The organism is Aminobacter niigataensis, assembly GCF_946995915.1.
Classification (GTDB): domain Bacteria; phylum Pseudomonadota; class Alphaproteobacteria; order Rhizobiales; family Rhizobiaceae; genus Aminobacter; species Aminobacter niigataensis.
In genome coordinates this window covers 4,608,776-4,630,877 of sequence record NZ_OX341517.1, presented here as the reverse complement: position 1 = coordinate 4,630,877, position 22,102 = coordinate 4,608,776, and the positions used below count along the sequence as shown (strand labels likewise).

At 60.7% G+C, this 22,102-nt stretch carries 26 protein-coding genes and 1 tRNA gene; 19 read left to right on the top strand and 8 right to left on the bottom strand.

Annotation, left to right across the window (positions count from 1 at the left end; all coding sequences use genetic code 11):
* Positions 1–363 precede the first annotated feature (363 nt).
* The gene (locus O1Y97_RS22655; protein ID WP_108609307.1) at positions 364–1,062 is read left to right on the top strand and encodes a response regulator transcription factor; all 699 of its coding nucleotides are present in this window, start codon (positions 364–366) and stop codon (positions 1,060–1,062) included.
* 455 nt (positions 1,063–1,517) lie between these two features.
* Here O1Y97_RS22655 and O1Y97_RS22650 read toward each other — a convergent pair whose 3' ends face one another.
* On the bottom strand, positions 1,518–2,885 hold the full coding sequence (locus O1Y97_RS22650) for a flavin-containing monooxygenase (protein WP_318762459.1): 1,368 nt from the start codon (positions 2,883–2,885) through the stop codon (positions 1,518–1,520).
* 165 nt (positions 2,886–3,050) lie between these two features.
* On the opposite strand from O1Y97_RS22650, the gene O1Y97_RS22645 reads away from it, so the two are divergent.
* Positions 3,051–4,364, top strand: a complete 1,314-nt coding sequence (locus tag O1Y97_RS22645) for an ABC transporter substrate-binding protein (RefSeq protein WP_318762458.1) — start codon at positions 3,051–3,053, stop codon at positions 4,362–4,364.
* Here the strand turns inward: O1Y97_RS22645 and O1Y97_RS22640 are convergent.
* Complete coding sequence (locus tag O1Y97_RS22640) at positions 4,347–5,072, bottom strand: FadR/GntR family transcriptional regulator (protein WP_108610042.1); 726 nt, start codon at positions 5,070–5,072, stop codon at positions 4,347–4,349. The genes O1Y97_RS22645 and O1Y97_RS22640 overlap by 18 nt on opposite strands.
* Positions 5,073–5,377: 305 nt before the next feature.
* Here O1Y97_RS22640 and O1Y97_RS22635 point away from each other — a divergent pair, with 305 nt between their 5' ends.
* Both O1Y97_RS22635 and O1Y97_RS22630 read left to right on the top strand, forming a co-directional pair.
* Positions 5,378–7,741 (top strand): DUF1989 domain-containing protein, encoded by a 2,364-nt coding sequence (locus O1Y97_RS22635; RefSeq protein ID WP_108609305.1) that lies wholly within the window; start codon positions 5,378–5,380, stop codon positions 7,739–7,741.
* Positions 7,742–7,847: 106 nt separating this feature from the next.
* On the top strand, positions 7,848–8,609 hold the full coding sequence (locus tag O1Y97_RS22630; RefSeq protein ID WP_318762457.1) for a bestrophin-like domain: 762 nt from the start codon (positions 7,848–7,850) through the stop codon (positions 8,607–8,609).
* Positions 8,610–8,621: 12 nt separating this feature from the next.
* On the opposite strand, the gene O1Y97_RS22625 is transcribed toward O1Y97_RS22630, so the two are convergent.
* The 4 genes from O1Y97_RS22625 to O1Y97_RS22610 form a co-directional block, all read right to left on the bottom strand.
* The gene (locus tag O1Y97_RS22625) at positions 8,622–10,697 is read right to left on the bottom strand and encodes a putative bifunctional diguanylate cyclase/phosphodiesterase (RefSeq protein WP_318762456.1); all 2,076 of its coding nucleotides are present in this window, start codon (positions 10,695–10,697) and stop codon (positions 8,622–8,624) included.
* A 336-nt stretch (positions 10,698–11,033) separates the two neighbouring features.
* Positions 11,034–11,106: transfer RNA gene (locus O1Y97_RS22620), tRNA-Phe, on the bottom strand.
* Positions 11,107–11,138: 32 nt separating this feature from the next.
* Positions 11,139–12,386, bottom strand: coding sequence for a tyrosine-type recombinase/integrase (locus tag O1Y97_RS22615; protein WP_318762455.1), 1,248 nt, complete (start codon positions 12,384–12,386; stop codon positions 11,139–11,141).
* A 3-nt stretch (positions 12,387–12,389) separates the two neighbouring features.
* Positions 12,390–12,968, bottom strand: coding sequence for a hypothetical protein (locus tag O1Y97_RS22610; RefSeq protein WP_318762454.1), 579 nt, complete (start codon positions 12,966–12,968; stop codon positions 12,390–12,392).
* Between the two features lie 112 nt (positions 12,969–13,080).
* Here O1Y97_RS22610 and O1Y97_RS22605 point away from each other — a divergent pair, with 112 nt between their 5' ends.
* The 14 genes from O1Y97_RS22605 (at position 13,081) to O1Y97_RS22540 (ending at position 20,067) form a co-directional block, all read left to right on the top strand.
* Positions 13,081–13,278 (top strand): MerR family transcriptional regulator, encoded by a 198-nt coding sequence (locus tag O1Y97_RS22605; RefSeq protein ID WP_318762453.1) that lies wholly within the window; start codon positions 13,081–13,083, stop codon positions 13,276–13,278.
* A complete protein-coding gene (locus O1Y97_RS22600; protein WP_318762452.1) occupies positions 13,278–14,012 on the top strand; it encodes a phage antirepressor KilAC domain-containing protein in 735 nt (244 codons plus the stop codon). Before O1Y97_RS22605 ends, O1Y97_RS22600 begins: the two co-directional genes overlap by 1 nt.
* Positions 14,009–14,479: a hypothetical protein gene (locus O1Y97_RS22595; RefSeq protein ID WP_318762451.1), complete on the top strand. Its 471-nt coding sequence runs from the start codon at positions 14,009–14,011 to the stop codon at positions 14,477–14,479. Before O1Y97_RS22600 ends, O1Y97_RS22595 begins: the two co-directional genes overlap by 4 nt.
* A complete protein-coding gene (locus O1Y97_RS22590) occupies positions 14,476–14,760 on the top strand; it encodes a hypothetical protein (protein WP_318762450.1) in 285 nt (94 codons plus the stop codon). The genes O1Y97_RS22595 and O1Y97_RS22590 overlap by 4 nt, the downstream gene beginning before the upstream one ends.
* Positions 14,757–15,149 (top strand): hypothetical protein, encoded by a 393-nt coding sequence (locus O1Y97_RS22585; protein WP_108609297.1) that lies wholly within the window; start codon positions 14,757–14,759, stop codon positions 15,147–15,149. Before O1Y97_RS22590 ends, O1Y97_RS22585 begins: the two co-directional genes overlap by 4 nt.
* A gap of 250 nt (positions 15,150–15,399) precedes the next feature.
* Entirely contained in the window at positions 15,400–15,840 is a 441-nt protein-coding gene (locus O1Y97_RS22580) for a hypothetical protein (protein ID WP_318762449.1), read from the top strand.
* Positions 15,837–16,034, top strand: coding sequence for a hypothetical protein (locus O1Y97_RS22575; RefSeq protein WP_318762448.1), 198 nt, complete (start codon positions 15,837–15,839; stop codon positions 16,032–16,034). Before O1Y97_RS22580 ends, O1Y97_RS22575 begins: the two co-directional genes overlap by 4 nt.
* Positions 16,031–16,231, top strand: a complete 201-nt coding sequence (locus O1Y97_RS22570; RefSeq protein WP_318762447.1) for a hypothetical protein — start codon at positions 16,031–16,033, stop codon at positions 16,229–16,231. The genes O1Y97_RS22575 and O1Y97_RS22570 overlap by 4 nt, the downstream gene beginning before the upstream one ends.
* Before the next feature lie 94 nt (positions 16,232–16,325).
* Complete coding sequence (locus tag O1Y97_RS22565; protein ID WP_318762446.1) at positions 16,326–16,847, top strand: hypothetical protein; 522 nt, start codon at positions 16,326–16,328, stop codon at positions 16,845–16,847.
* A 214-nt stretch (positions 16,848–17,061) separates the two neighbouring features.
* The gene (locus tag O1Y97_RS22560; RefSeq protein ID WP_318762445.1) at positions 17,062–17,421 is read left to right on the top strand and encodes a hypothetical protein; all 360 of its coding nucleotides are present in this window, start codon (positions 17,062–17,064) and stop codon (positions 17,419–17,421) included.
* Entirely contained in the window at positions 17,402–18,178 is a 777-nt protein-coding gene (locus O1Y97_RS22555; RefSeq protein WP_318762444.1) for a DUF6551 family protein, read from the top strand. The genes O1Y97_RS22560 and O1Y97_RS22555 overlap by 20 nt, the downstream gene beginning before the upstream one ends.
* Positions 18,175–19,035 (top strand): ribonuclease H family protein, encoded by an 861-nt coding sequence (locus O1Y97_RS22550; protein ID WP_318762443.1) that lies wholly within the window; start codon positions 18,175–18,177, stop codon positions 19,033–19,035. Before O1Y97_RS22555 ends, O1Y97_RS22550 begins: the two co-directional genes overlap by 4 nt.
* Positions 19,032–19,457 (top strand): hypothetical protein, encoded by a 426-nt coding sequence (locus O1Y97_RS22545; protein WP_318762442.1) that lies wholly within the window; start codon positions 19,032–19,034, stop codon positions 19,455–19,457. The genes O1Y97_RS22550 and O1Y97_RS22545 overlap by 4 nt, the downstream gene beginning before the upstream one ends.
* The gene (locus O1Y97_RS22540) at positions 19,447–20,067 is read left to right on the top strand and encodes a hypothetical protein (protein ID WP_318762441.1); all 621 of its coding nucleotides are present in this window, start codon (positions 19,447–19,449) and stop codon (positions 20,065–20,067) included. Before O1Y97_RS22545 ends, O1Y97_RS22540 begins: the two co-directional genes overlap by 11 nt.
* Before the next feature lie 70 nt (positions 20,068–20,137).
* On the opposite strand, the gene O1Y97_RS22535 is transcribed toward O1Y97_RS22540, so the two are convergent.
* Entirely contained in the window at positions 20,138–20,422 is a 285-nt protein-coding gene (locus O1Y97_RS22535; RefSeq protein WP_318762440.1) for a DUF982 domain-containing protein, read from the bottom strand.
* A 15-nt stretch (positions 20,423–20,437) separates the two neighbouring features.
* Positions 20,438–20,740, bottom strand: coding sequence for a DUF982 domain-containing protein (locus O1Y97_RS22530; protein ID WP_183264618.1), 303 nt, complete (start codon positions 20,738–20,740; stop codon positions 20,438–20,440).
* A 595-nt stretch (positions 20,741–21,335) separates the two neighbouring features.
* Here O1Y97_RS22530 and O1Y97_RS22525 point away from each other — a divergent pair.
* Complete coding sequence (locus O1Y97_RS22525; protein WP_318762439.1) at positions 21,336–22,085, top strand: AAA family ATPase; 750 nt, start codon at positions 21,336–21,338, stop codon at positions 22,083–22,085.
* Positions 22,086–22,102 lie beyond the last annotated feature (17 nt).

Below are 22,102 nucleotides of genomic sequence, written 5' to 3'. Positions count from 1 at the left end.
GTGGTACGGCGGCAGTTTCCGCTAAGGCTTCTTTTTTTCCTCAAAGTGAAGTTTGTCTGAATTCGATGCGCCGTCAAGCCATTTTGTCGCAGCGCTGGTGGAAACTTCGATCCACGCTCCCCATGTCATAAGGTTGGCCAGTACGCGCGTATCTTTCTGGCCAGGCAAACCCCACCCGAAGGGGTAGTGCGGCGGTTTTTCGGCCGTTCGCCGGCTACCATGACAGCTCCGCTCCTATTTTGCCTAATATACTGGAATGAAAAAATCATTCATGTTATGAATTGAAGCTAAGGCCGAAAATAGATCGACCTGACACAGGAGACGTCGGCAAGAGGTGGGCGCACGAACATAGGCGGGAGGAACATGAACGCCGAATGGAAGGGTCAGCGCCAGGGCATCGGGATTGAGGTGGTGCCAGTGGCAAGAGACAGCAAGTTCAAGATATTGATCGCCGAGCGAAACCCGCTGGTGGTCGCGGCACTTGGCGACATGATCGCGCGCGACGGCCGCTTCGAGCTCGTCGACAGCGTGCCGACCGGCAAGGCCTTTCTCCAGGCGGCTTCCGAGCCAGATCAATCGTTCGATTTGGCGGTGCTTGGCTGGAAGTTGTCCGATATGGACAGTGGCGAGGTGCTGGCCGAAATGCAGCGGCGTTCGCTGCACGCCCGTGTCGTGGTCTTTTCCAATGACCATGACATATCGATCCTCAAGCAGTGCGTCCGCCTTGGCGTCCAAGGCTTCTGCTATCAGTTCGACGACCCGGCGATCCTGTTCGATACGCTAGTGGCGGTGGCGCACGGCCGCATCTGTATCCCTTATGTCGACGTGTCCAAGATCAACGACACGCCGCTGTCGCGTTTGACCACGCGCGAGCGCGAGCTGCTTTCGGTATTGGCGGATGGCTGGACCAATCTGCAGATCGCGGCGCGCACCGGGATCTCGGAGAATACGGTCAAATACCATCTCAAGAATCTTTACGACAAACTCGACGTCCGCAACCGGGCGATGGCGGTGGCGCTCTACGCCAGCGAAAAGAACCGTGGTCCGAGCGTGAACGCCTAGCCGGACGATTTTTCGGTTTTCGGAACGGGCCGTGCCTTTCGAGGCCGGCCCGTTTTTGTTTGATCGTGCCTTTCGGCGGCAGGAACCGCCCTCTGAAGTCGGCGCTGCTCGCAGGCCCTTTCGGCCCTTACTGCCTCGCTTCGCTCCTCCGGCGAGCTCAGGGCCACTCTCCGCCATTTCGTGGATGCTGGGAGACCGCAGCCCCAGCCGAGATTGGCGTTTCCTCTCCCTCGCGAGGGCAGAAGTGGTTCGCGCAGCGAACCAACCAGTGAGAGAGATAAAACCCCGAGATCTGCGCTAACCGAATTTCACCTTGAGGAAAGCCACAAGGCCGAGGCTCGTCGCCCGGTCCCCACACAGCCTTGGCCGCTGCGATGCCCCGTGAAAGCAAAAATGCCGCCCCGGTCGGGGCGGCATTGCATGTCACTCAAGCAGGGCGGTCGTGGGACCGTAAATTACTCTGCTGCGACGGACGAGGTGGTCTGCAGGTACGATTCCAGCGAGTCGTCGAGCGCGTCCTTCCACGGCGTATGATGCGGCGGCGCCATCGTGCCGGTGATGACCGAGCGGTAGGAATGGTTGCGGAACTCCATGATTCCCTTCTTCTTGTGTTCCTTCCACTCGAAGAAGGCCGCGTTGGCGCCGTCCACGTTGAAGCTCGGATAGTCGGTTTCCGCGATCAGTTCCTTGACGTAGTCGCCCTGGTATTCGATCGCGTCATGGGTGTCCTTGCCGGCATCCTCGCGAGCAACGCGGTCCTGCACGTCGGCGACCATCTCCTGCTTGGTGGCAGGCAGCTTGACGCGGCCGAGGATCACGTCACGTGCCCACCAGGCCTGCGCGTCGAACATGTTGAAGGTGAACCACTGGTCCTGCATGCCGATATAGAACATCGCCGGATTGTGGACATAAGCGACGCCCTTGTAGAGGTCGGCGGTTGCCAGGCGGTTGGCGGTCCTGAGGCGCAGGTCGTCAGGCAGGAACGGGAAGTGGTGCTTATAGCCGGTGCACAGGATGATGGCGTCGATGCGCTTGGTCGATCCGTCCTTGAAGGTGGCGGTGTTGATTTCGACCTTCTCCAGCAGCGGCCGCTCTTCCCAGTTGTCGGGCCATTTGAAGCCCATCGGCGCGGTGCGGTAGGAGTTGGTGACCGACTTGGCGCCATACTTCCAGCATTGCGAGCCGATGTCCTCGGCCGAGTAGCTGGTGCCGATGAGCAGGACGTCCTTGCCGGCGAACTCGCGGGCGTCGCGGAAGTCGTGGGCGTGAAGGATGCGGCCGTTGAAGCGGTCGAAGCCGGGGAATTCGGGAACGTTCGGGGTCGAGAAATGGCCCGAGGCGACGATGACGTTGTCGAATTCCTCGGAGTAGCAGTGATCCTTCGGCAGGTCCTGCACGGTGACGGTGAATTTCTTGGTCTCTTCGTTCCAGGTCACCATGCGCACGGCGGTCTCGAAACGGATCCATTTGCGGACGCCGGCCTTGTTCACGCGGCCTTCGATGTAGTCGAAGAGAACAGCGCGCGGCGGATAGGAGGCGATCTGCTTGCCGAAATGCTCTTCGAAGGAATAGTCGGCGAACTCGAGGCCCTCCTTGGGGCCGTTCGACCAGAGATAGCGGTACATGGAACCATGAACGGGCTCGCCATACTGATCGAGGCCGGTGCGCCAGGTGTAGTTCCAAAGGCCACCCCAGTTGGCCTGCTTTTCGAAGCAGACGATTTCCGGGATTTCTGCGCCCTTTTCCGCGGCCGACTGGAATGCTCTCAGCTGGGCCAGACCCGACGGTCCGGCTCCGATCACGGCGACACGCTTAGCTGTCATGGTTTCCTCCTATTTTGGTATAGACCAAATTTGGCTTATTGGTTCCTCTGGTCCAGAGTATATTGACGGCCGTTATACCAATTTGTCAACGATGAGTTTCCTGTGAGGAACAAAAATTTCGCCCCATGAGGATGAAGCTCCCAGGTTTTGATGATACTTACAGCCATGCAGAATTCCAGCTTTGCCCATCATCTTGCGGTTTCCAGCGTCCTGCCGCGGCTTTCCGTCGGCATGCCGAATGCGGTGAATGTCGGGTTCCTGGCCCCGCTCAGCGGACAGGTCGAGTCATGGGGCTTGCCCGGATTGCATGGCTGCCGGATCTGGGAGGACTGGCTCAACAAGACCGGCGGCTTGCTGATCAACGGGCGGCGCTATCCGATCAAGATCGTCGAATACGACTGCGACTACGACTCCGGACGGGCCGAGGCGGGCGCGCGCCATCTGATAGAGCAGCATGACATCAAGCTGCTGATGATGCTGGGCGGAGATACGATTGCGCCGATACGGGATTACCTGACCCAGCGCAAAGTCCTGACCTCAACGCTGCTGCCCAGCGACCTGTCGCCGGATACGCCTTATCTGATCGCACCCAGCGAACTGCATCCGATCTACAATGTGACAGGAGTGGACTGGCTGGCCAAGGCAAAGCCAGAGCTTCGGACTGTCGCGATATGCAGCCAGTCGGATGCGCTTGGCCTGCCCTCGCTAGCGACGTATCGCGCAGCCTTCAAAGCGGCCAATGTGGGGATTGTCAAGGAAATCCAGTACGATCCTGGCACCACCGATGCTGCCGGAATCGTGCAGCCGATGCTGGATTCGAACCCTGATATCCTGTGCTGGTGCACCAGCTATACGCCCATGGTCCATGCCATGACCGAATATGCGCATGCGCAAGGCTTCAAGGGGCAGATCATCTCCTGCACGCTGGACTATTACGACCAGCTCGTGGCCCGGACATCTGTCGAATTCATGGAAGGTTTCGTCTTCCAGTTCCCCGATTTCGACGATGAAAAGCTGACGGACAAGACGTTTTTCTTCAATCAGCCAAAGGGCTTCTTCGACGAGTACAACCACCGCTTCCCCGGCACCTGGACCGCGGTGAGCTGGGAGTATGTCGCCATCCTGGATATCTGGCATGCGGCGGTCGAAAAGTGCAACAGCGTCAATCCTCTACCAGTCTTGGCGGCCATGAAGCAGCTTGGACATGTCACCCACGCGTTCGGTCCGGCTCATTGGTGGGGCGAGAGCATGTTCGGGATCGACAATGCGCTGGTCGGAGACTGGCCGGTGGTGACGCTAAAGAACGGCAAGGCGAAAATTGCTGCTTTCGGCTCGATCCCGCGCTGGCTGAAACGCCATGGCGGCCTTCTCAAGCAGGAAATGTCGGATCTGGGACAGCTTTGGGACCAGCGCCTGCAATCGAGCGGGAATGGAACCGCCTTGCAGGCACGGACTCCGGAGTCAGTCCTGCAGAAATAACTTCTGCTCCTCGACCAGGTGCAGCTTGATGAATTCGACGGCTCGCTCCACGTCGCGAGAGGCAATCGCATTGAACAGCGCGTTGTAGCGCTGTTGGTACTCGAGGATCCGTTTCGGGGACAGATGCCGGCGAAGGAGCGTCGTACGAAAGCTCACCCGGCAGGCCTCGATCGTCAGATTGTAGCAGGATGCGAGCAGGCGATTGTGCGTTCCTTCGGCAATCTTGCGATAGATTTCCTCTTCGCATTTCACGAAAGCGGCAACGTCGGTATGCACGCTTTCGATCTTCGACATGAGTTGTTCCAGGTCCCACACTTCGCGCGGAGTCATGTTGATGACGGCAAGGCGAACCATTTCGGGCTCAAGGATACCGCGCACCACAAGGTGGTCCAGGGGGCTGGTCTCCATGGCGACCGAGCTCTCGCCGCGCTCCGGCACATCGTCCGAGCGATAGGTGACGAAACTGCCGCTGCCGGGACGTCGATTGATGACTTTGCGCGCTTCCAGCACATCCAGTGCCTCGCGCACGGTATTGCGGGCTACCCCCAACTCCGAAGCCAACGCCCGCTCAGACGGAAGGCGCGTGTTCAGCGGATACTCCTCCGACGTTATTTTCGCCAACAAGCGATCCAGAACCGTCTGCACAGTCGCCCCCACCGAGTAGGTTGCGATGATCTGAGATGTGAGTTGGTCGGCTTCAGCCTTCATTTCGCGACCCTGCATATCAGTTCTGCCTCATGGCCACGGCGCGAGGCGAAGCCTACCGCAGCACAGTCTAAGTTTGAAATGTTTGTCGAATCCGACCCAGTAGCACGGTTGACGGGGCGGGGACAATCGCTTGACGGGTTAGGGGACGTCAATGGTCCGGACCTCGCCCGACAGGCCGCCTGCGGTCGGTCGCCTCGCCTCATTTTTCAGCTATGCGGCGAAACGAAGCCTTGCTAGGGCGGTAAAATCGAGTATTCTCTAGACTGAAATATTTTTACACACAGGCAAATTTTGACGAGGTGGTGATGACTATCGCAGACTACCCCGCCGTGACCTCCGGCCCGCCGCGGCCGAGTCTCATCCTGCAGCCCGGGCTGCTTTTGCCGGGCATGGAGCGTTACCATGTGCCGGGCTTGGGCGCCGCACTGATCGAGATCGAGGCCGGCGACCGCGTGACGGTGCGCAACCTCGAGGGCGGCCAGCCTTGCGAGCTGGTGGCCTTCGATGCCGCCGGCAAGGCCGATCCGGGCATCCTGGGCACGCGCTCGAACAGCGATGCTGCCGGGCTCAAGGCGCTTCTGGTCGACGGCGACGACAGCCTGCAGGCGTTCCGCGCCGGGCTGGCGCGGCGCAAGCTCGAACTCGGCCGTGTCGAGGCCGTGCGCTTCTTCGATGGTGCGACCGCTGCGGGCACCGAAGAGAGCTTCACCGTCACCCGTCCGGGCACGCTGGTGGTCGCTGCCCCCGGTGCGGCGATGGCGATCGACAGCCACGACACCTCGACGCCGCTTGCGGTGATGATCAAGCGCGCGACGATCAGGCCCGCCGGCAAGTCCGACCTGCCCGATCCGCTCGCCGATCCGCTGCTCGACCTCAGGGTCAAGTCGAAGACGGCCGAGAGCTTCTTCGTCAAGGCCGGCGACTACATCCAGATCATCGACGTCGACGGCCGCCAGTGCACCGACTTCCAGTGCTTTTCGGCGCGCAAGCTCGACAAGGGCCGCGACCTTGCCCTCGACGTCACCGCCACCCGCTCGCTGATGGGCCACGCCTATCCGATGCCCGGCCTGCATGCCAAATATTTCGACCAGGATTTCGAGCCTTTGGTCGAGGTCATCCAGGACACCTGCGGCCGCCACGATGCGTTCGCGCTCGCCTGCTATGCCAAATATTACGACGACATCGGCTATCCCGGCCACATCAACTGCTCGGAGAACTTCAACGGCGCACTGACCCCGCATGGCGTCAATGCCCGCGCCGGCTGGATGGCGGTCAACTTCTTCTTCAACACCGGCATTGACGCCCATGGCGTGATGTTCTCCGACGAACCCTGGTCGCGGCCGGGCGACTATGTGCTGCTGAGAGCCCTGACCGACATCGTCTGCGTCTCCTCGGCCTGCCCCGACGACACCACCCCGGCCAATGGCTGGAACCTCACCGACATCCACGTCCGGACCTATTCCGGCCAGCACAAATTCTCGCGCGCGATCGCCAGACGCACGACCCCGGAGGCCGAACCCAAAATGACCCGTGAGACCGCCTTCCATTCAAGCTTTGCCAAGCACACGCGCAACTTCATCGAATACAAGGGCTTCTGGCTGCCGCAGGAATTCGCCAAGGAAGGCCCGATCGAGGAATACTGGGCCTGCCGCCAGAAGGCGGTGGTGATGGATCTTTCCGCCCTGCGCAAGTTCGAGGTGACGGGCCCGGATGCAGAAGCCCTGATGCAGTACACGCTGACCCGCGACGTCAAGAAGCTCGGCGTCGGCCAGGTCGTCTATACCGCGATGTGCTACGAGCATGGCGGCATGATCGACGACGGCACCTTGCTGCGTCTCGGCAAGGACAATTTCCGCTGGATCTGCGGTGACGACTATTCCGGCGTGTGGCTGCGCGAAGTGGCGGAAAAGCTCGGCCTCAAGGTGCTCATCCGCTCCTCGACCGACCAGATGCACAACATCGCCGTGCAGGGCCCCAACAGCCGCGACATCCTCAAGGAGATCGTCTGGACGCCGCCGCACCAGCCGGCGCTCAGCGAGCTCGAATGGTTCCGCTTCACCATCGGCCGCATCGGCGATGCGCAAGGGGTGCCGATCGTGGTCTCGCGCACCGGCTATACCGGCGAGCTCGGCTACGAGGTCTGGTGCCATCCGCGCGACGCCGAAAAGGTCTTCGACGCGGTCTGGGAAGCGGGCCAGCCGCATGGGCTCAAGCCGATGGGCTTTGCCGCGCTCGACATGGTGCGCATCGAGGCCGGGCTGATCTTTGCCAATTACGAGTTCTCCGACCAGACCGACCCGTTCGAGGCCGGCATCGGCTTCACCGTGCCGCTGAAGACCAAGACCGACGACTTCATCGGCCGCGAGGCGCTGATCCGGCGCAAGGACAACCCGATCCACAAGCTGGTCGGCCTCGACATCGACTCCAACGTCGTCGTCGGCCATGGCGACTGCGTCCATATCGGCCGCGCCCAGATCGGCATCGTCACCTCGTCGATGCGCTCACCGGTGCTGAACAAGAACATCGCGCTGGCCCGCGTCGACGCAACGCACGCCAATGTCGGCACCGAGGTCGAGATCGGCAAGCTCGACGGCCACCAGAAACGCCTGCCGGCCAGGATCGTGCCTTTCGCCCACTACGATCCCAAGAAGGAAAAGCCTCGGTCGTAAATCAACCGCGCCTTCGCCGTCATCAATGCAAAAGCCCCGCGACCTGCGGGGCTTTTTGTTTGAGGATTGCGGGAATTGGCTTATTCACGGTCAATAGAGAACACCCTTGGCGCAAGGCAGCATCGTGGAAATATTCTCCTGGTCGCCCATCTTGCTGACGCTTCCCTTTATCGTCGTTGGCATCGTTTCATTTTTCCTGGGTGCGGCGTTCCTCGCGATCTTCGCCAGGCAGGCACAAGGCGACCCTCTATCGATGCCGGTCGCCGCTTTCGTCGGCACCATCACCACGGCCTGGGCGCTGTCGCTCGGTTTCACGGCCGCGGATGTATGGTCGGTCAATGCGCGCGCAAGTGAGGTCGCCAGCGCCGAGCGTTCGTCGATGATGCGGCTTGCCGGCATGGCGAAGCCGGAGGCGCTTGCCTCTGCCGAATTGTTGAATGGCCTACTGGCCTACAAGGGTGCCGTCATTTCGCTGGAATGGCCGAATGCGAACCATGCGCCTGAGCCCGCCGTCGAACAGGCCTTGCAGGACATCCGCCTGGCATTGATCGCGCTGTCGAAGTCAGGCCTTCCTGATCCGATCATTGGCCAGATGGTGCAGGACTTCGACGAATTGCAGGACGCCCGCAACTCGCGCCTGGCCATCGGCGCAGGTTCGGTCAATCAGCTCAAATGGTACCTGGTGCTGTTCCTGACCATGCTTTCGGCGGTGGTCATCGGGGCAGTCCACGCCGACAGGCCGCATGCCGGCAGGAAGGCGATCCTGATATTCGCCGTCACGGCAAGCGTCAGCCTGTGGATCCTGGCCTTGCATGCCAATCCCTATGTCGGCGTTGCGCAGGTGACATTGGGCGACGCACGCATCTAGCCCCGGCTGCCCCTAGGCAGTTCGGGCGACGACAGGCTGGGGAGAGGCGTTGCGCATGGCCAGCCACGCCTCGGCCTGAGCGTCGGGCATCGGAAAGGCTATGCCATAGCCCTGGACTGCGGGGCAGCCCAGCTCCCGCAGGAAGGACAGCTCCCTTTCGGTTTCGGCACCCTCGGCGATGATCGAAATGCCGAGGCCGCGCGCCAGTTCGATGATCGCCTTGACGATCTTGGAGTTGGCCGGGTTCTTGTGGATGTCGCGGATGAAGCGGCGGTCGATCTTCAGCCGGTCGACCTCGTTGGCGCTGATATGCGACAGCGATGCGTAGCCGGTGCCGAAATCGTCCAGTTCCATGCGGATGCCGGCCTTGCGCAGACGCTTCAGCGTCAGCCCGATGCCGCTGTTTTCGTCGTCGAGCATGACCGATTCGACGATTTCCAGCGCCACCAGGCGGTTGGGCAGGCCTTCGGCCTTGAGAAGGCCGAGCAAATGATTGGCGAAGTCGGCCTCGTGTAGCTCCTGGGCAGACACATTGAGCGAGAGCCGGCCGAAATCCAGTCCCATGCGGTGCCACCCGGCGGCCGTGCGTATGGCCTTGGCAAAGATGGAACGGCCGATCGCTGGCATCAGCCCGGCCTTTTCAGCTGCCGGAAGGAACTCGCCGGGCGAAACGTTCCTGCCCATGACCTCCCAGCGCACCAGCGCCTCGACGCCGATCACCTTCCCGGTCTGCAGGGAGACCTGTGGCTGGAAATGGACCGCGAAGGCCTCGGTAGCGATGGCTTCGCGCAGTTCGCGTTCGAGGTTGGCCTTTTCTTCGAACTTGTCGCGCAGCGTCGTGGCAAAGAGCTGATAACCGCCGCGCCCATCGGCCTTGGCGCGATAGAGTGCCAGGTCGGCGTTGACGAATAGCTCATCCATCGTGGCGGTGGCGTCGTGGAACAGTGCCACGCCTGCGCTGGCGCTCGGCTTCAGCGAAGCTCCGGCGAACTCCAGCGGCTGCTTGATGCTCGCGGTGATCCGTGCCGCGACTTCGACGGCGGCCGCCTCGGTGCCCACGTCGGTCAGGATCACGGTGAATTCGTCGCCGCCAAGGCGCACGCAGACGTCGGATTCGCGAACGCTGGCGACAAGGCGCCGTGCGGTCTCGATCAGCACGGCATCGCCCGCGGCATGGCCGAGCGTGTCGTTGACGGTCTTGAAGTGGTCGAGGTCGAGATGGATGACGGCGATCGCCTCGCCTTTGCGCCGGGCGGTGGCCAATGCCGTATCCATGTAGTCGTTGAGGAAGGCCCGGTTGTAGAGGCCTGTCAGCGCATCATGATTGGCGGCGAAGTTCATCTGGTCGCGCGCCCTGAGCAGTTCGGTGGTGCAGGACACGACGCGGCGCACCAGCGGCCGGAAGATCAGCACCGCCTCGGCGACGAGCAGCAGCAAAGTGAGGACAAAGACCGTAAGGTGTATTTTCTCGACCGCTGCGCCCTTTTCGGCAGCTTCCGACGTGAACAGCCGGGTCAGCGTTTCATATTCGCGCCGGGCTTTCTCGGCGACGTAAAGCCTGAGCGCGGCGAAATGTGCGATGGCATCGGCAGGCATCTCTGCCGACACCGAGTCGGGCAGCAGCTTGAGATAGGAATTGACCGTGTGCTCGAGGATCCGCGTCGATGCGTCGATCTGGCCGGGAACCTCGGTAAACAGCTTTGTCGCATCCTCCGACAGCTCGAGCCGGTGAAGCGGTGACCGGGCGTCGGGCGATCCGTTCCGCAGGATGCGCTCGTTGGCGAGGAAACTTTCGAGCGCCGCCTTGAGGTTCTGGCGCGCCTGGGTGCGCAGCCATTGCGCATCGGCCGTATGGGCCTCCGTCGCGCTCAGCAATATCCGCTGCGACAGCAACTGCTGGCGGGCCCCGAGTTCGATCAAGGCGGTCTTCTGCGTGTTCGCCGAGATCACCGAGTTCAACATGAAGAAGCTGGCGGTTGCCAGCGACGCGATCAGGATCAGCGCTGCCACATAAGACGCCCTGGTCTTGTGCATCAAGCCGTCTGCGAGTTTCTCGTGTTCCGTGCTCGCCTGCGCGCTCGCCGACATGTCGACTTTCCCCCGCCAACTCGATCTCAGAAGTTCCCCCGGGCAAGAAAATGCAGAACAATGATGAATTGCGTGTAAATGCGAAGAGTTATTGCCGCGCGGACCAGTAGGTATTTCGACCTGGATTCCTGATCGGTCCTGATTTGCATGAAGTTGCATGAATGTCAGTGTAGTCCTGCTTCAATTGTTGTTGGCAGAACTCGTCGGACATTTTGGTCGCAACCGACCGGACAGCGGGTCGAAGGAGACGGGGAGGGCAGTCTCTTCGCGCCACTTCGCCAAGCGCAGTGACGCAGTGTGCCAATTTCTCGCAAGCGATCTGTTTGGGGGAGGAAGTGGTGCCCAGACGCGGATTCGAACCACGGACACGCGGATTTTCAATCCGAGCAGAACCCTTGTGTAGCAAGGCATTTAGAGCTTCATGTTGCGTCTATGTCGCGCTCATGAAAGCAGCGCTCTCTCGGCGGCTGCCATTTCGTCGGCGTCATCGCCCCTCGGGAATAGGTGTCCGTAGACATCCATCGTCATGACGATCGAAGAGTGACCAAGCCGCTCTTGGACGATCTTGGCCGGAAGGCCGAGGCCTCCGTCCTGTGGCCGGTTAATGCACCAGGAAGCATAGAAGTGCCGTAGCGCGTGCATGCCGGTATACTTCGCTGCCTGGACCGGATTGCCTTCCTCGTCTGTCTCTTCTGTCGGCATCGACACGCCAGCTTTGATCTGCACCGGGATCAGTCCGCGGTTGATGATGTTCCCCAAGCTCTCGACATTGCCGGAGCCGTTGGCGAAAATGAGGTGTGATGGTTTGGCGTCTTCCCGGATTAGGTTGCCATCGTCATCGCGGCCAGTGATCGGCCTGCTATAGGCGAGCTTCCATTCCTTCAGGGAGTTGACCACCATCGGTGGGATAGGGACCGTTCGCTCCCCAGCTTCCGACTTCGGCCTGCCGATATCGTTGAACCTGTCGGCCCGCTGTCGGACGTGGATCTCGCGTTTTTCTAGATCGACATCGAGCCAGCGCAGCCCCCGTAGCTCCGATGCTCTGAGACCGGCAAAGATTGCTGTCAGCAGCAACGGCCGCCAGCGGCCCTCCAGCGCGCCCACGATGGCCTTGACCTCGTCTCTGGTCGGAATATCCGACCCGACCTTCAGACGGCCCTTCTGGCGGCGCTCCTGTCGCCTGTCCTTGCCCTTCTGGCGGGCTCGGCTCTTCTCCCGTACCGCGTTGCGAACTACCAGCCCACGCTCCTGCGCGTCGGCCAGAAGCGAGCCGAGGCTGACCAGCACCTTGCGCACCATTGCCGGCGAGCGTCCCGTCTCACGGAGCTTGTCCTCAAAGTCGCGGACGACGGGTACTGAGAGTTTCGACAGCAGCGTGTCGCCAATCAGGGGCGCGATATGTAGGTCAAGGTGCTGCCGGTACTGGTTAGTGGTCGTGCGCTCTAACGCCGCGCTTTCGGCGCTAGCTATCCAGAACTCGCCGGCCTGCTTCACTGTGGCGCTGGCGCTGTCAGCGACGTGGGTGCCTTGCCTAACCTCGACATGAGCCGTTGCCGCAAAGCCATCGGCGTCCTTCTTCTTGGCGAAGGTCTTCAGCCGGCGCGTGCCCTTGGCATCGACGTAATCGACGACCCAGGCGGTCTTCTCCTCGCCCTTGCCGTTCGTCCATGTGCGTTTTCTGATGGACATGGGCTAGAACGGGATCTCGTCATCGAGATTGCGGCTGGAGACACTCTCCGACTTCTCGTTGTTTTTCTTTACCGGCCATTCCGGGGGTTCGATGCGTGCATCGCGAAGGGCCTTCTGCATAGCCTTGCCTGCCGCCCAATATTCGCCTCCCGCTTTCGTCTCCTCGTGGATCCCGATGAATTCATCGATGCGCGACCACAAGACGTTTAGGAACGGATACCGAAATGCCTTCTTGCTCTGGTTGAGGAAAAAGAAGGGCCAATGCTCTTCGCAGAACGAGACCCGTCTCTCTTCCTCGAATGTCGGAAAGAACTCGTTACGTCGCGCGAGATTGACTGCACGCGCACCTTCGCTGACGTCCCAGAATGAGTGCCAGTTAAGGTGCCCGCCCATTTCATAGTCTTGGACAGACTCAGCAGAAGCAGCATTGACGATGGCTCGCTCGACAACCGTCGTGATGGTCTGCCCTTTTAGGCGCGACAGATACTCCAGGATGAACCGAGTTTTCGGATCGAGCCTGATCGTTAGCGATTCTGACTTGCTGGCCTTTGTCGTGCTGCGCGCCATTGCCAATTGTTCCATGTTTTCCCCAGCATTACACGCACTGCAAATAAAGTGCAAATACCGCTTGACTGGTCTTGGTTAATGCTGAATGAATATGCACTGCATCATTAGTGCAAAGGAGTTCAATAGCATGACAAAGAATGACGTAGATGGGCGCGGCATCGACCTCGTTTGGGGCGGTGCCGGGATTGCCAAAATCATCGGGAGATCGCCGCGCGCGACCTTCCATATGCTTGAAAACGGTGAACTGCCGGCCAAGAAGGTGAGCGGCCGATGGGTCATCGAACGTTCGAAGCTTGTCGCCTTCTTCATGGAGGACGCGGCTTGATGACCAACTCCTTCCCCCTTGTGTCACTTGGCACGGTTGGCGGCTCAACCGTTCAGACCGTCAACGCCCGCGACCTGCATGCCTTCTTGCAGGTGGGCACACGCTTCAATGACTGGATTGCTTCGCGGGTCGAGCAGTACGGCTTCGTCGAAGGATCGGACTTCGCGAGTTTTACTGAAAACACAGTAAAAGGCCGGCCGGCGATCGAGTACGCGATCACCATCGACATGGCGAAAGAGCTTTCGATGGTCGAGCGCAACGAGCAGGGCAAGCGCGCCCGGCAGTACTTCATCGAATGCGAGCGCAGGGCTAAAGACCCGGTGGCCGCTCTGAGCCATGTTCCGACCTTGCGCCAGTTGCTTCTCGACAATGTGGAGAAGGTCATCTCCCTCGAAAGCCGCGTGGCCGAGTTGCTGCCGTCGCATGACGCTCTGCAACGGATCGCTGAGGCCGACGGCTCTCTCTGCATCACTGAGGCCGCGAAGGCTCTCCAGATGCGGCCAAAGGACTTGTTCTCGTGGCTCCGGCAGAACGGATGGATTTATCGGCGTCCCGGCTCGGGTCATGACCTCGGCTATCAGTCCAAGACCACGAACGGCCTGCTCGAGCACAAGGTCACGACTGTCCTGCGGTCTGATGGCTCGGAGAAGGTGTCGGAGCAGGTTCGAGTGACCCCGAAGGGCCTGACGAAGCTCGCGAGCCTGATCAAGCCAGCGCTCGGGGCCGTAGCATGAGCGGCGTTTCGGAAATTTCCCAAGAGATTTTGGAGAATTCCCAAGAACGCAATGCCACTCATGAGGCCGGCGACATAGCCACCGGCAAAAAGAAAAGGCCCGGAGAGGCGGCAACCATCTCCGAGCCGTGGTTCACACAAATCCCTGGGGGAATGGATATGAACAATTCGACAGATACCACAGCCGCGGCCTGCGCGGCAACTGTGCCGTATCCCGCGCAGTCACCGATTGACGAGATGGACGATGCTATCGCGTGCCTCCGCACGATCCGGTCGGCGGTCATCGCGGATACTCTCGGCCTGGTCGACTACAGCATGTCCGACGCCGAGGTCATGATTGGCAGGGTGCTCGATCAATTGGACCCGATCCGCACCTTCCTCGCTGAGAACGGCTTCCCCGGTGAACTGGTAATGCCCTTCCTCGAATGCCGGCGCGAGTGGTTCGCCCGGAAGGCAGGTGCGGCATGACCTCCTCCCTGCTCAAAGCCATCTTCGAATACCGGGCGGCGTGGAATGCATACCTCGCGGCCAGCCTCGACGATGACGACGCGCCTTACGCCTACCAGCCGTCGCTGAACCGTCTCTGCGAGTGGAACACGCCAGCCGCGGACAAGGGCGAAGCGACCGAAGCTGTTCGGCTCGCGCTTGAGTTCTACCTGGTCGGCGACAGCGAAGTTATTCCCGCGATGCTGAAGGCTGCTCTCAGCTTCCTTGAGCGGCGGCATCCGATGGAAGGAGCAGCCGCATGATCTCTCGGCGCTCATTCCTGGGACGGTCAATCGCCGGCGTGTCAGCCATGGCGGCAGTTTCGCTGCCGGCCGCTGCCAGTACGTATGACAAAGCCCGCCTCTCTCATTTCCAGATCGATGACGATCACGCCTGCCTCGTGGCGAGAAGGGGAGACGTCATCGCCTACAACACCCAGAACTGCCATCCGGTCGACGGGGCAATGGTCGTGACGCTGACCGATAAGAGCCGTCGTCTGTTTCTCTGCCGTGCTCGGCAAGTCGGGGGTTTGTGGTGGGCCGAGCGCCTCGACGGAAGCGACTGGTACGGGCCGATGGACGAACCGTTCTTTCATGCCCGCATCCAAGGTCGAGCAGTCGCGTTGGCTCGTCAGTTCGGAGGTGCCCAATGAGGTTGCTCCGTGCCCTACGGGCAGTATTCCACGCATGGATGGCTCTGCAGGTCGGTCGGTGGGCCGAGTGGCACGACGACCGTGCCAGCGAAGCCTTGGCTCGCGTCCGGCAAGGTTTGCGCGCCTCCGAAAGTATCCAGAACTCTGGACACTCTTCGGCGATGTCCGCTGCCGATCTCTTCCTCCTCGCCTCAATCGTAGGCGTCGGCATTGCCGGCGTCTGGGTCGGGATGGTGTGGAGGGTAATGTGATGGCTCAGGACTTCACCAAGGTTTCCCCTGCGGTCTGGCGGTCGAAGCGGTTCCTCGCCCTCGATGATGCGGGCAAGGTCCTCTACCTCTACAGCCTCACCTGCGAGCACCAGAACAGCACGGGGTGTTTCAGGCTCCCTGATGCCTATGCCAGTGCTGATCTGGAATGGACGGTCGAGAAGTACCGTCAGTACCGGGACGGCCTGGTCTCTGCCGATCTGCTGGCGGTCGATGTCGAAAACTCGATGATCTACGTGTGCCGGTGGTTCAAGCACTGTCCGCCGACGAACACCAACCACGCCAAGGGCATCGCAAAGCAGATCGGCCGCATCGAGAGCGACACTCTGCGTGAGCGCGTCGAAACAGAGTTCGCTGCGGCGGATGCTGAGCGCGTCCAGCGAGAATCGATCAATCGTCGATTTGCAGGGGGGCAGCGATGAAAGCGTATCGAAACCCTATGGATAGGGTCTGCAAACCCTATGGAAACAACAAGAACAAGAACAAGAACAAGAACCAGATTGAGAACGAGAAAAAGAAAAAGACCGAGAGGAAGAACGAGAACGCAGAACCAGAATGGCTCTGGGTGTTCGATGCCATCCCTGTCCGCAACGCCAACGTTGGAGGTCCCCTATGAACCGTAGAGATAGAAGGGCGGGCCGCTGGGACAAGCTGACACCGCACAAGGACTACGACGCCATGGTGGCCATGGTCGGTGAAGAGAGCCAGCGGCTTGTGATGGGCGTCCTGCGGACATTGGCAGGCCCGGAGGCCCATTCGACGACCGGGAACTCTGGAACGGCACGCGCGAGCTCATCAATGCTGGGCTGCTGAATGTCTATTTCAGGTTCGGTGCCGACGGCATCGAGATACGGCCCGAGTTCATCATCCCGAATGACAACGACAATCTGCAGCCAAGAGGTGCAGCATGAGCCGACCCATTTCCCTCGTTGGGCGCGAGATCGAGACCAAGATCGACGCGGCCATCAAAGCAGAAGTCGCCAAGGGCAAGAAGCCGTCCGATATGGGGCGCCGAGACTTCGAAGTCATTGCCGACGCGGCAATGGCGACGATGTCGCCGGAGGCGCGCAAACAGGCTGCGATTGCTGGCCTAGAGCACATGGCCAAGGGTGTCTTCGGAGAGATGATTGCCGAACAACTCTGGCAGTCTGGCCGTGGCTACGGCGCGCCAAAAGCTGAGATCGTCTCGATCGCCAGCAAGATGCGGTTCACGCCGCCGGAAGACGCGCCTGAGTGGCTATCCATCTATCGAGAGGACATCGCCGAATGCACGCTCAATCGACTGGATGAGACCTACAAGAGCGCCCAGCGATTTCGCGCATTGTTGGCGTGCGAGCCGGCCAATGCTCAGCTTGGCGAAGTCGCGCTTCGGAAGGCGGCGACTGGCGATCCGTTGGCCCAGGCGTTCCTCGCAGGGAGGCCGCAATGAACCTGGAGCATACGCCAAATGGCGGACCCTCGGAAAATCCGTCAATTGGCGGAAATACCGCAATTGCGGCAATTGCCACCGCTGCCAAGTGGCTCGCCACTGAGAAGAGCCCACCTCATCCGATCGTGCCGCATCTGCGGAGGCAGTTCGGCCTGTCTGTCGTAGAGGCTACGCATGCCATCCGCGAGGCTCAGTTGATCAGGGCGAGGGCAGCATGAGCGCCGTAACGTATTCGTCGAAGTGTTACACGTCCGTCTGCGTGGGTTGCGAGCTGCTGTTTCAGTCTGTGCGGCGCGACCAACTGACGTGCTCGTCAGCGTGCCGCGTGTCGGCTCACCGAAACGGACGCTTGAAGGCAGTCCGCAAGCTCGCTGACGATTTCAAAACTCAGCCGGAATTGCTCCAATTCGCCAAGGCAACGTCGCTTCTGAGGCCCGATCTCGACGCCCGAATTGCGTCGGGTGAAGCCGACTTCGACGACATCATGCCCGATCTGGACCTCGCGTTTAACCAGTTGATCATGAGAGCCGCCAGGATGACGGAAGGAGCGGCAAATGACGACCGTCTTTCCTGATCCCGGCGACGTGCCGGTGCTCGACTGGCTCGACGTCAACCTGATCTCGGCCGATCCGCTGTACCAGCGCCCGCTCGATCAAGCCCGTGTCGACAGCATCCTTCACGCATTCACCTGGCGCTCGTTCGGCGCGCTCGTCGTCGTGCCTCAGGCTGACGGCAGCTATCATGCAACAGATGGCCAGCACCGGCTGGAAGCGGCCAAGCTCCATCCGATGGTGTCGTTTGTGCCGGCTGTCATCGTGAAAACCGAAGACATCCAGTCCGAAGCCTCGATCTTCGTCGAGATCAATGCCTCGCGGAAGAACGTCAGCGGCCTCGAGTTGTTCTTCGCCAAGCTCGCGGCAGATGACGACGACGCTGAGACCATCCGGCAGGTGTGCGAGCGTGCCGGCGTCCGCATCCCGAAATATCCCTCGGCCGGCTTCAAGCCCGGCGACTGCATCGCGATTGCTGCCATACAGGCGGTCATCGGTCGCCGCGGTGCGATGCGAGCGAGGCAGTATCTCGAAATCCTGGCCAAGGCCGATCTGGCGCCGATCACGGCCACGCACCTCAAGGCGGTCGAGTTCCTGATGACCGATGCCGAGTTCGGCGGTGTGGTCGAAGGTGAAGACCTGACGGCCACGATTGTCACCATGAACGGCAGTGCCGAAGTTGAGGCCAAGCGCTTCGCGGCGACCCATTGCTGCCCGTTGTGGAAGGGGCTGGCGTCGACGTGGTTCCAGCGCTGCAGAAAGCGGAGGAAGGCAGCATGACCAGCTATGTGATCGACCCGACAGTTCCGCTGCCCAAGCGGTGGCGTGATGGGCATGGCCCGATAAGGATTATGGGTGAGCCCCAAGAAGGCTACGTGCTTGCTCGCCGCCCCGGTTGCATGCCGTTCGTGCTGACAGTCAAACAGTTGCTCAACGCCGAGAAGCATCCCCATCATGGGCCCTTCGAAGGGGAGATCAAAACCAAGTTGAAGCAAAACCCGGTTTCACACCGCGGTTCCGACAAGGCACTGCGGTCTACCGGTTCCACGTCGGCACCAGTTACCTCACGCGGTCCAGCGTCGGAACCGCGTGGCGACAAGTCTGTGCCTGCCGGCCTGGTCATCTACTGCGACGGCGCATGCGAGCCAAACCCCGGCGTCGGCGGCTGGGCCTTCGTCGTCTACCGTGACGGAGCCGAGATCCACGCTGAACACGGTGGCGAGCAACGGACCACGAACAACATCATGGAGATGACTGGCGCGCTGATGGCGCTGCGCTGGTTTGCCGATCGCCAGGTCGTCGAGCCCGTTCGGCTGCTCTGTGACAGCCAGTATGTGGTCAAGGGCTGCAACGAATGGCGGCATGGTTGGAAGCGCAACGGCTGGAACAAGCGGTCGCTGACATCGCCGAAGCGAGCCGACGGCGAGATCAAGAACCTGGACCTGTGGAAGGAACTCGACGAGGCGCTGACGCTGGTGCCGATCACCTTGGAGTGGGTGAAGGGACATGCAGGCATCATCGGGAACGAACGCGCTGACGAGTTGAGCCTGATGGGGCGGGAAAGCGTCCTGGCCGAGCCGGCGTCAATGAGGCTGATCCGCGAACAGCTCGACTATTCGGCTCGAGGTGCTGTGTGAGCAGGCCCAAGGGCAAACTCGACACTCTGCTGGATGGACTCGGGATCAAGTTGGTTCCGGTCTACCGGCGCCGCGCGGCCGCTCAAAGCCACGCCCGCGGCACCATGCATGAGATCCGCAACCAGTACGGCGATGGGCACCTGATTTTCGTCCTTCGCTGTATCAAGCAGACGCGGAACAACCGGGATGAGCTTTGGTCGGAAACCATCGGGGCAATCTCCGACATCCTCGTCCAGCGCCAGGATTGGGCCATGGAACGGGCAGGGGACTTGCTCAACGCGTTCGACACCATCCCGCTCGGCCCGTTGCGTGGCGAGGCCGTGAAGCTCCGTCCATGGCCAGTCCGGGCCACCCTTCGAACGCTGATCTACAAACGCCTGGAGGCCATTCTTGACGAACCGGAGCATCGCCTTGCCGTCTGATCTCTCCTACGAGGCAGCAACCATCGCCGACGCCAGCATCGTCGTGAAGGCCCGACTTATCGAAGCGGCTGACACGATGGCACATCTGGACGTTGGGAGGCTCAAGCCTGCAGCCATACGCACGTTCTGGCCGCAGGCTCCCGGGGACACCATCGGCGGCCATGATGTCGGCTATGGCATCAACGGCCACCGAGTGCAGTACCGTCCGTCAGCGGCAGCGATATCGCGGGCGGAAGAGGTGAGTTACGCTTGGATGCTCGACTTCGTGGAAGATGATGAGCGCCGGGTCATCCTCGGCAAGTGGGCCATGTGCCTTGCAGCCCCTCACTTGGCTGGCTCATTCCGCGAGTTCTGCAAGAAAACTGGCCGAGTTCGTAGGACGGCAGAGCGGCGGATAGACCAGCAAACACAAGCTATCGCCGCCGCAATCCTTAGAAAAGCGCAATCGTTACAAGCACCTAACTGGTCGAGGGTGTCGCCACTTCTGCCAAATCAGGGTAAGTCTTTCGATAAGCTGGCGACGGTCACGAACTGGATGGCGCCCGGCGCGAAGCCGACCCATCGAACCGATTTGCTGGAGCCGCTGCCGGACATACCCGGGACGATCTGATGGCGATACCATGACCCTTCGAGGGCATCAGCAGGTGGCGGCCGGCACCGCCACCTTTTTCAATGTGTGATCAGGCGTGGCTAGGTCGAGACGTTCCGCTCAACGGAGGCATCTCGCCATCCTGGACCAGGATATCTTTTTTGCGAGCAAAGGCTGTGAAGACACCTCTGGCTGTCTCGGCGTCGACGTCTCCGCACAATGCGGCTTTGCACGCCCTGATAGCGGCTCGCTGCTCCGGACTGTTGCCGCACCATTCCATCGCGAACTGGTAGGCGTCGGCGACGGTGTTGAGTTGACGAGGAAAGCCGAGTCCGACCCAAACACGGATAGGTTTCTCGAATGGTTGCCCGAACATAGGAAGGCCCTCCGATCAAGCGCCGAGACCGCTGGCGCCAGTCTTGCCTCCTACCATCCAGGGCAGTGGCACACTGACCTCTTCGAGAATGTTGGCCGATTTGGCGAAACTGCAGAATGCCTGCCTCGCCGCGTGCAAAGGATAATTGCTATCAAAAGCACGCTGACAGGCGCAGAGAGCTGTCTCGTAAATAGTGCCGCGCCTGTGCTTCGGCCATTCGTAGAGAAATTCGAGGGCATCCTCCAAACAGGCTATCTCCTCGATTAGGCTGTTTCCGGATTTCACGAAAACAGGGCTGTCGAACATCCGATCGCTCATCGGTTCCTCCAAGTCGAACGAAAGTTTGCGTTTTTGTGTAGGCCGATGCCGACAGCGGCAAAGGCCTGCAGTCGATATGTGTCGGCAAATTTCCGGGTTCAAGAGTAACTTTGCTGAAAAGTCATCGACGGCACGAAACACCAGTCGCGCGATAGAGACGGGCAGCGTGCCGGGCGACGGTAGCTCCCTTCCCCGGAAGTCGTCGGGTCGGCACGGCGCATCACCCCTGCCATCTTGCTGGATGGTTCAGGGGCGAGTTTCAAGTCGGAGTAGAATATAGGCCTCGCGATTGAGGTTACGATACGGGCTTTAGGCGTTTTGCACTTAGATACATGAGCGCTGCCGCTGCCGTCGTCCTCACCCATCCGGCTGCTTCAGCATTATCCAGAAGCTTGTCTAGATGAGCTGCGAGAGCGTCCTGGCAATCACCGTCATAGTCCACCGATAGGGGCTGATGTTGCGGGGATCTGACGTCTTCCTTACTCATATTCCGGTCACCTCGTTGTTTCGCTCCGACCAGTTTCTCATTTTTCGCGACGTCATCGTCAAGAGACCATGTTGATCGCTCAAACCGGAGACACGGAAGGCATGAGCCATGGCCATAGTCGGTAAGCACAAGCTGACGACGACCGAACGCGGTTACGGATGGACTTGGCAGAAGGTGCGCCGGGTCGTCCTCGCCCGAGAGCCGCTGTGCCGCTTCTGCAAAGAGGCAGGAAAGATGACAGTCGCCGATGAAGTCGACCACATCGACGGCAACAGCTTCAACAATGAGCGGGAGAACCTTCGGCCCCTGTGCCCTCCCTGCCACCTGAAGCGTACGGCACGCGACCAGGCATTCGGCAAGCACCAGTGGCGGCCGGAATGGCTCAGACCGTCGACGATACCTCTGGTCATCGTCTGTGGTGCGCCGGCTTCGGGCAAGAGCACATACACCAAGGAGCATGCAGGCCCACGCGATCTCGTCATCGATCTCGACGTGATCGCCTGCAGCCTGTCCGGCCAGTCACTCCATGGATGGGACAGGGCTAAGTGGCTGACACCAGCCATCCGCGCCCGCAACGAGATGCTGGGCGACATCAGCCGCCCAACCGCACGCTGGCCCCGAGCATGGCTGATCGTCTCAGAGGCAAGGGCAGACAACAGGCAGTGGTGGGCAGACACGATGAAGCCCGAGCGCATCGTCGTCATGGAGACCAAGCCAGCCGAGTGCATGGCCCGTGTGAGGGCAGACACGACCCGCCCGAGGGAAAGCACCTTCGAGGCCATCGGCAAGTGGTGGAGCGCCTATGAGCGCAGAGACGGCGATGAGGTCGTTCGCGATAAGCCCACAAGGCGTGGATAACAGGTCAAGCACTATCC